1 protein-coding gene is annotated in these 272 nt (G+C 42.3%); it reads right to left on the reverse strand.

Going from position 1 to position 272, the window contains the following annotated elements; translation table 11 throughout:
- On the reverse strand, positions 1–180 hold a 180-nt coding region (locus I5349_RS13755; protein ID WP_226391354.1), incomplete at its 3' end, for a sigma 54-interacting transcriptional regulator.
- Positions 181–272 lie beyond the last annotated feature (92 nt).

Genomic DNA, 272 nt, shown 5'->3' on the forward strand with positions numbered 1-272 from the left:
TGCAATGAAAGCCCCATCTTTTCTGGTAGAGAAATCATGAATTCTTCTTGAAATAAATTCCTTTCCTGTTCCCGTTTCCCCTAGTACCAGTACGCTCAAGTCTGTTGGTGCGACTAGTTGGATATGCTTTTCAAGTTTTTCTGCCTCAGCAGAACTGCCAACAACATAGCTACTGTTCACCTTGTTTTTGGCTGATGAACTTAAGGGAGCTGTTATGGTGTCCGAAGAAATAGGGTCAGGTATTTTGGCGGAAAGAGATTCCTTTACAGTTG

Source organism: Penaeicola halotolerans (genome assembly GCF_016464625.1).
GTDB classification, from domain to species: Bacteria; Bacteroidota; Bacteroidia; order Cytophagales; family Cyclobacteriaceae; genus Penaeicola; species Penaeicola halotolerans.